This window comes from Kitasatospora sp. NPDC127116 (genome assembly GCF_042677365.1).
Lineage (GTDB): Bacteria > Actinomycetota > Actinomycetes > Streptomycetales > Streptomycetaceae > Kitasatospora > Kitasatospora lactacystinica.
Genome location: NZ_JBHXTL010000246.1, coordinates 1 through 6,129, shown reverse-complemented (window position 1 = coordinate 6,129; position 6,129 = coordinate 1). Strand labels below are relative to the sequence as shown.

General features: G+C 76.1%; 4 protein-coding genes and 1 pseudogene. 4 read left to right on the top strand and 1 reads right to left on the bottom strand.

The window, feature by feature from the left end; translation table 11 throughout:
* Window positions 1-59: 59 nt before the first annotated feature.
* Window positions 60-1,307 carry an LPXTG cell wall anchor domain-containing protein gene (locus tag ACFVHV_RS42940; RefSeq protein WP_380359203.1) on the bottom strand — a complete coding sequence of 416 codons (1,248 nt, stop codon included), beginning with the start codon at window positions 1,305-1,307 and terminating at the stop codon, window positions 60-62.
* 268 nt (window positions 1,308-1,575) lie between these two features.
* Here ACFVHV_RS42940 and ACFVHV_RS42935 point away from each other — a divergent pair, with 268 nt between their 5' ends.
* The 4 genes and pseudogenes from ACFVHV_RS42935 (at window position 1,576) to ACFVHV_RS42920 (ending at window position 6,074) form a co-directional block, all read left to right on the top strand.
* Entirely contained in the window at window positions 1,576-2,106 is a 531-nt protein-coding gene (locus ACFVHV_RS42935; RefSeq protein ID WP_359898397.1) for a GNAT family protein, read from the top strand.
* Window positions 2,103-2,813 carry a phosphotransferase gene (locus ACFVHV_RS42930; protein ID WP_359898396.1) on the top strand — a complete coding sequence of 237 codons (711 nt, stop codon included), beginning with the start codon at window positions 2,103-2,105 and terminating at the stop codon, window positions 2,811-2,813. The genes ACFVHV_RS42935 and ACFVHV_RS42930 overlap by 4 nt, the downstream gene beginning before the upstream one ends.
* Before the next feature lie 162 nt (window positions 2,814-2,975).
* A pseudogene (locus ACFVHV_RS42925) lies at window positions 2,976-4,475 on the top strand (class I adenylate-forming enzyme family protein); the annotation flags it as partial.
* Window positions 4,455-6,074 carry a condensation domain-containing protein gene (locus tag ACFVHV_RS42920; RefSeq protein ID WP_380359206.1) on the top strand — a complete coding sequence of 540 codons (1,620 nt, stop codon included), beginning with the start codon at window positions 4,455-4,457 and terminating at the stop codon, window positions 6,072-6,074. The pseudogene ACFVHV_RS42925 and the gene ACFVHV_RS42920, both read left to right, overlap by 21 nt.
* Window positions 6,075-6,129: the final 55 nt, after the last annotated feature.

The window sequence follows — 6,129 nt, the reverse complement described above, 5'->3', positions numbered from 1 at the left end:
GGGAAGTCGGACCGGCCGACTTCCCGTGCAGCGGGTGGGCTCCGTGGGCCACGCCGCCGTCAGGAGCGCCGGCGACCGTTCCGGCGGGCGAGACGGAACACGGCGGCACCGACGCCCACGCAGAGCAGGGCACTCGCCAGGAGGGCCGGTGTGCTGCTCCCGGTCTCGGGAAGCTGGCCCCCACCGTGGCCGGGCACCGGACCGGGCGAGTGGTGGTGGCTCGGGCCCCCCGTGGGCGACGGGCCGCCGGACGCCGTGTGGCTCGGGCCGGTGGTCGGGGACTGCGAGTGGGTGGGAGAAACCGTCGGGGACGGCGAGTGGGTGGGAGTAGCCGTCGGGGACGGCGAGTGGGTGGGAGAGGAGGTCGCGGTGGAGGACGGGGACGGGGACGGCGAGGGGGTGGCGCAGGCGACCTCCTCGATCACGACCTGCCCGTTGCCGCTGCGCGCTCCGGTGGTGAAGGTCGCGGAGGCCGGACCGAGGCTGGAGCCGCCGCCTCCCCCGCCGCCGTCGAGCGTGCCCTCCGTGGAGGAGCCGCCCGCGCCGCCCCCGTGGGCCCCGCCGCCGCCTCCGCCGCCGGTCCCCATGTGGGGGTCGCCGACGTTGATGGCCGCGTCGCCGCCCTTGGTGCCGGTGGCGCTGCCGCCCGCGAAGCCGTCGCGGTCGGACTCGGTGGTGGCGGTTCCGCCCGCGCCACCCGCTCCCCCGCTGCCGCCGGACTTGCCGCCCTTGCCCGCCGCGCTCTGCCCGGTGTCGGCCCCGTCGGTTCCGGCCTGCCCGCCGTCGCCGCCCCGCGCGGTTCCGTCGTTGGTGAAGCTGCCGGCGCCTCCGCCGCCGCCCCCCGCGATGATCAGCGCGCTGCCACCCGTCGTCACGGTGGTGGCGCCTCCGCCGCCGGCACCGATGGCGCCGTTGCCGGGCCGGTGCTCGGCGTTGTAGGAGCCGCCCTGGCCGCCACCGCCGTACCCGCCGTAGGCCGTGCTGCCGGGGACGGAGAGGTCGCCTCCGCTGCCCGCCTGCCCCACGTCGACGGTCAGCACCTGACCGCTCGTGACCTGGACCGTGGCTCGGACCTGACCGCCCTTCCCGCCGGGCGACCCGTAGACGGCGTCCCCTCCCGCACCGCCGGAGGCCCGCACCACCAGCTCGCAGATCCCGTCGGGGACCGCGTACTGCTCGGGCGCGCCCTTGAAGTCGAACGTGTGGATTCCGGGGGCCGCCGACGCCTGTTGCGGGGCGCAGACGAGAAGGGCCGCCAAGGCGGCCGAGGCGGCGATTCCACCGGCTCCGTAGTGGATGTTTCTCATGCGAACCTTGTAATCGAGCCGCGTTCCCCCGAGGGGTCAACACACGGTGCCGTCCGGGTGAACCGTGCGGGGAGCGGGCACGCCACCGTCGAGCGACGAGCATCAACCAACCCCGGGAGCACGGGAGTTGACGGCCCCCGCCACTCGGACCACCTGGCCGGCCGTCGGCCCGGCGCCGCGACCCGGGAGCGATTGTCGTCCCCGGAACGCCGGTCGGCACCGGAAAACCCGTTGGTCACGGCAGCCCCACCAGTGGTAAATATGTGACATGTTACAAGGCACTCGCATCACCCTCCGGGCCCGTCACGACGCCGACCTCCCGGTGCTCCTGGCCGAGCTGTACGACGACGTGGCGACCCGCTCGCGGGCCGACTCCCGCCCCTGGCGGCCCATCCCCCCGGGCTCGGCGGACTCCCCGTACGTGGTCGCCGGGCCGTCCGACGAGGCGGCGTGCTTCTCCGTGGTCGAGACGGCCTCCGGGGAGCTGGCCGGCGAGGCGCTGCTGTGGGGCATCGACGCCCACAACCGCAGCGCCCACGTGGGCCTCGCCCTGCTGCCGGGACACCGGGGCCGCGGGCTCGCACCGGACGTCCTGCGGGTGCTCTGCGACTACGCCTTCCCGGTGCTCGGCCTGCGCCGCCTGCAGCTGGAGACGCTGGCGGACAACGCCCCGATGCTCCGGGCCGCCACCGGCGTCGGCTTCACCGTCGAGGGGCGGCTGCGCCAAGCCGCCTGGGCGTACGGGGAGTTCGTGGACCAGATGGTGCTCGGACTGCTGGCCGAGGAGTGGCGGGGGTGAGCGAGGACCCGTCCGGGCTTCGGCCCTTCCCGCACGGCTGGACCAACCGCACCGCGGGCGACGGCACCGTCGTGGTGAAACGCTACGAAGGGCCGGACGCCGAGGAGCGGCGCCGGCGCGAGCACCGGCTGCTGACCCTGCTGCACGGGCTGTTGCCGGTTCCCCCGGTGCTCGGCACCGAGCCGGGCGCCATCACACTCGGCCACCTGCCCGGAGTGCCCGCGCAGGACCTGCTGGACGCCGGGCACGGCGCGCAGGTCCTGGCCGCCTGCGGGCGGGTGCTGCGACGGCTCCAGGCCGTCGACCCCGGCGTGGCCGGCGACGGTCCGGCGCCCCCGGGGTCGGTACTGGTGCACGGGGACTTCGGGCCCAACAACCTGCTGCTGGACCCGGCGACCTTCGCCGTCACCGGCCTGCTGGACTGGGAGTTCGCCCACCTCGGAGAGCCGGTGGAGGACCTGGCCTGGTGCGAGTGGATCGTCCGCATGCACCACCCGGCCCGGGCGGGCGCCCTGCACCACCTCTTCGACGCCTACGGGCAGCCGGTGCCGCCCTGGCCGCGGCGCCGGGCCGCCATGCTCGCCCGGTGCGCCCGGCTGGAGGAGTTCTGCCGCCGGGGTGCCCCGGACGGGCCGGGGGTACGGCAGTGGCAGGAGCGCGGGCGCCTGACGGCGGGCTGGCCGGAGCAGCCGGGGCCGCCCTCCTGACCCCGGCGGGGCGGCGCTCCGGGCCCGCGCGCCAAGGGTCGTGACGAACTGTGAACGGATCTGGCGCCCGCCTTCACCGTTCCGATACGGTCTGGACCAATCAGCGGCCGATCTTCCTCCGGCATCGGTCCGCCGCGCTCCGAAAGCCCCCCGGGAGTCGTCATCAGCGCCCAGCCCGTCCCCGTCCCGCTCACGCTTCCGGCACTCCTGGACCACCGGGCCGCGCTCCATCCGGAACGCACCGCGCTGCTCGTGCCCGGCGGTGGGAGCCTCACCTACGGCCGGTGGCGCGAGCGGGCGGTGCGGGCCGCGCACGGGCTGGCCCGGGCGGGCGTGCGCCCCGGGGACACGGTGGCGCTGCTGTTCACCAACCGGGAGTGGGACGCGTACGCCGTGGCGTTCCTGGCCGCCCACTACGCGGGCGCGGCCGGGCTGGTGATCCGCGAGGACCTGGCCCCGGCCGATGTGGAGCGGCTCGTCGAGGCGGCCGGGGCGCGCTGGGCGGTCGCCGGGAACGGCCCGCGCACCACGCTGCCCACCTTCGCGCTCGACGGCCTCGACGCTCCGCTCGACTCCCCGTTCCACTCGCCGGACGACTCATCGCTCGACGCCCCGGACGGGATCGAGCCGCCGCACCGGGTCGCCCCCGGCGACCTGGCCCAGATCATCGGCACCTCCGGCACCACCGGCACCCCGAAGGGCGTCCGGGCCGCGCACGCGAGCCTGACCGCCGGCCTGGTCCTCAACCCCCGGCCCCGCCCGTACGCGCACTCACGGCACGCGGTGCACGCCTTCCCGATCGGCACCAACGCCGCCCAGGCGGTTCTGGTGAACGCGCTGACCGCGCAGCCCACGACGATCTGTCTGCCGCGCTTCGACGCGGAGGAATTCGGGCGGGTGGTCGAGGAGTTCGGCGCGGGCACGGTCTTCCTGGTGCCGTCGATGGCGGTGGAACTGCTGAACTCCGGGACGGCCGGCCGCCGGGACCTCGGCAGCGTCCTGCTGGTCGGTTCCACCGCCGCCGCGCTCCCGCCGGCCGTCGCCGCCGGGCTGAGCGCCGCGCTGCCGAAGGCGACGGTCGTCAACACCTACACCTCGGCCGAGGCCTCCCCCGCCCAGATCTCCGCGATCGTGGATCCCGGCCGCCCCGGCTCGGTGGGCCGCCCGACCGACCCGGCCGACCTGCGGATCCTGGACGAGGCCGGGGAGCCGGTGCCGCCCGGCGGGACAGGCGAGATCTGGCTGCGCCAGCCCGGGCCGCCGCGCGGATACGCCGGGGCGGCCTCCGACAGCGTCTTCCGCGACGGCTGGGTGCGCATGGGCGACCTCGGCAGGCTGGACGGGGACGGCTTCCTCCATCTGGTCGACCGGGAGAGCGACATCGTCAAGTCCGGTGCGCTGAAGGTCTCGACGCTGCGGATCGAGGCCGTGCTGCACGAGCACCCGCAGGTCGCCGACGCGGCCGCGCTCGGCCTGCCGCATCCGGTGATGGGCCAGGTGCCGGTCGCCGCGGTGGTCCCGCTGCCGGGCGGAATCGATGCCGACGGTCTGCGGCTGTTCCTGAGCGAGCGGCTCGCCAGGCCCGAACTGCCGGTACGCATCCTGGTGTTGGACTCCCTGCCGCGCAATCCGAGCGGCAAGGTGGTCAAGCACGAACTGCGGACCGCGTTCGAGGAGCCCGCCCCGGTGACGGGAAGGGCCCCGGAGACGGAGCGGGAGCTCGCCCTGGCCGGCCTGTGGCGGACGGTGCTGGGACGCCCGGTCCGGGCGGTGGAGGAGGAGTTCTTCGCCCTCGGCGGGGACTCGTTCCGCGCGGTCCAGCTGGCCGCCGCGATCTCCGCCGAGTTCGGCGTGGCGGCTCGCACGGCGCTGGTCTTCGAGCGCCCCTCGCTCCGCGCCCAGGCGGCCTGGCTGGAGCGGGCCGAAGCCTCGGCGGCCGGGACGGCTGAGCGGTCCGGGGCCGAGGTGTCGGACTTCCTCCGCTCGCTGCGCGCCCAGCCGCACGACCTGCCGCTCACCTCCCAGCAGGAGAACTTCCTGCGCTGGATGGCCGAGGCCCCGGGCCGCAACGTCGGCTCGGTGGCGGTGATGTTCCGGGTGACGGAGGGCCTGCGGACGGACGTCCTGGCCGACGCCCTGCACGAGGCGATCCGCCGCCATCCCGCGCTGCGGACCAGGTTCGTCCCGGTGCCCGGCGCCGAACCGGGGGTGCTGCGGACCGTCCTGGACGACGAACCGCACGCGGACGTGGTGCTGGTGGAGGCGCCCGGCGCGAGCGACGACGAGGTGTCGGCGCGGCTGGTCGCCGTGCGCGACCGGCTGACGGACGTCGCCGCGGGGCCGATGACCAGGCTGGCCGTGGTGAGCCGCGGGCCGGAGGACCACGTCGTCCTGCTGGCCGTCCACCACCTCGTCAGCGACGGCTGGTCGCTGGGCGTGCTCCTGCGCGAGCTGGGGGTGGCGTACTCGGCGCTGCGCCACCGGCGCCGGGTGCCGGCCGCCCGGCCCGGCCCGGAGTACCGCGAGCTGGCGGAGTGGTCGAACGCCCACTGGCCGGCGTCCCGGACGCACTTCGCGACGGCACTCGCGGACGCGCCCGCCGCGATCGACCCCTTCCCGGGGCGCCACCACACCGAGGTGGTGCTGAGCGCCGCCCACGCGTTCACGGTGCCCCCGGAGGCGGCGGAGGCACTGCGGGCCAGGGCGGCGGAGCTTGGGGCCACGCCGTTCCTCGCGGTGGCGGCGGTCTGGAGCGGCCTGCTGGCCGCCCGCAGCGGACAGCCGGACCTCGTCCTCATGACGCCGGTGCCCGGCCGGACCAGGCCGGAGGCGGAGCGGGCGGTCGGCTGCTTCGTGCAGTCGCTGCTGGTGCGGGTGGACGTGTCGGGCGCGCCGGGCTTCGCCGAACTGCTCGACCGGGTCCGGTCCGCCGCCACCGCCGCGCTCGACCACCAGCTCTACCCGTTCGCGGAGTTCAGCCCGCTGGTGCCGTTCGCGGCCTGGCTGAGGTACGAGAGCTGGAGTGCGCCGGCCCAGCTGCCGGGGGTGGCCTGTGCGGCCTGGGAGCTGCCCCGCAACGCCACCGTGCCGTACCCGCTGCCGGGCGGTGACCGGCACGTCCCGGAGCTGGCGGTCACCGAGCAGCCGGACGGCTCGCTGCGGTGCTGGCTGCGGTACAACGAGCACGCCTTCGAGGCGGCGACGGTGTCGGCGCTGGCCGACGACCTCGCCGCGGCGCTGGCCGGGGCGGCCGGTATCTGACACGAGGAAAGCGGGGGTGCGGCCATCACCGGCCGCACCCCCGGCCGCGCCCCCG

Bases quoted from the DNA above. Each gene is read 5' to 3' on its own strand.
- ACFVHV_RS42940 (WP_380359203.1), bottom strand. From the start codon at position 1,307: ATGAGAAACATCCACTACGGAGCCGGTGGAATCGCCGCCTCGGCCGCC.
- ACFVHV_RS42935 (WP_359898397.1), top strand. From the start codon at position 1,576: ATGTTACAAGGCACTCGCATCACCCTCCGGGCCCGTCACGACGCCGAC.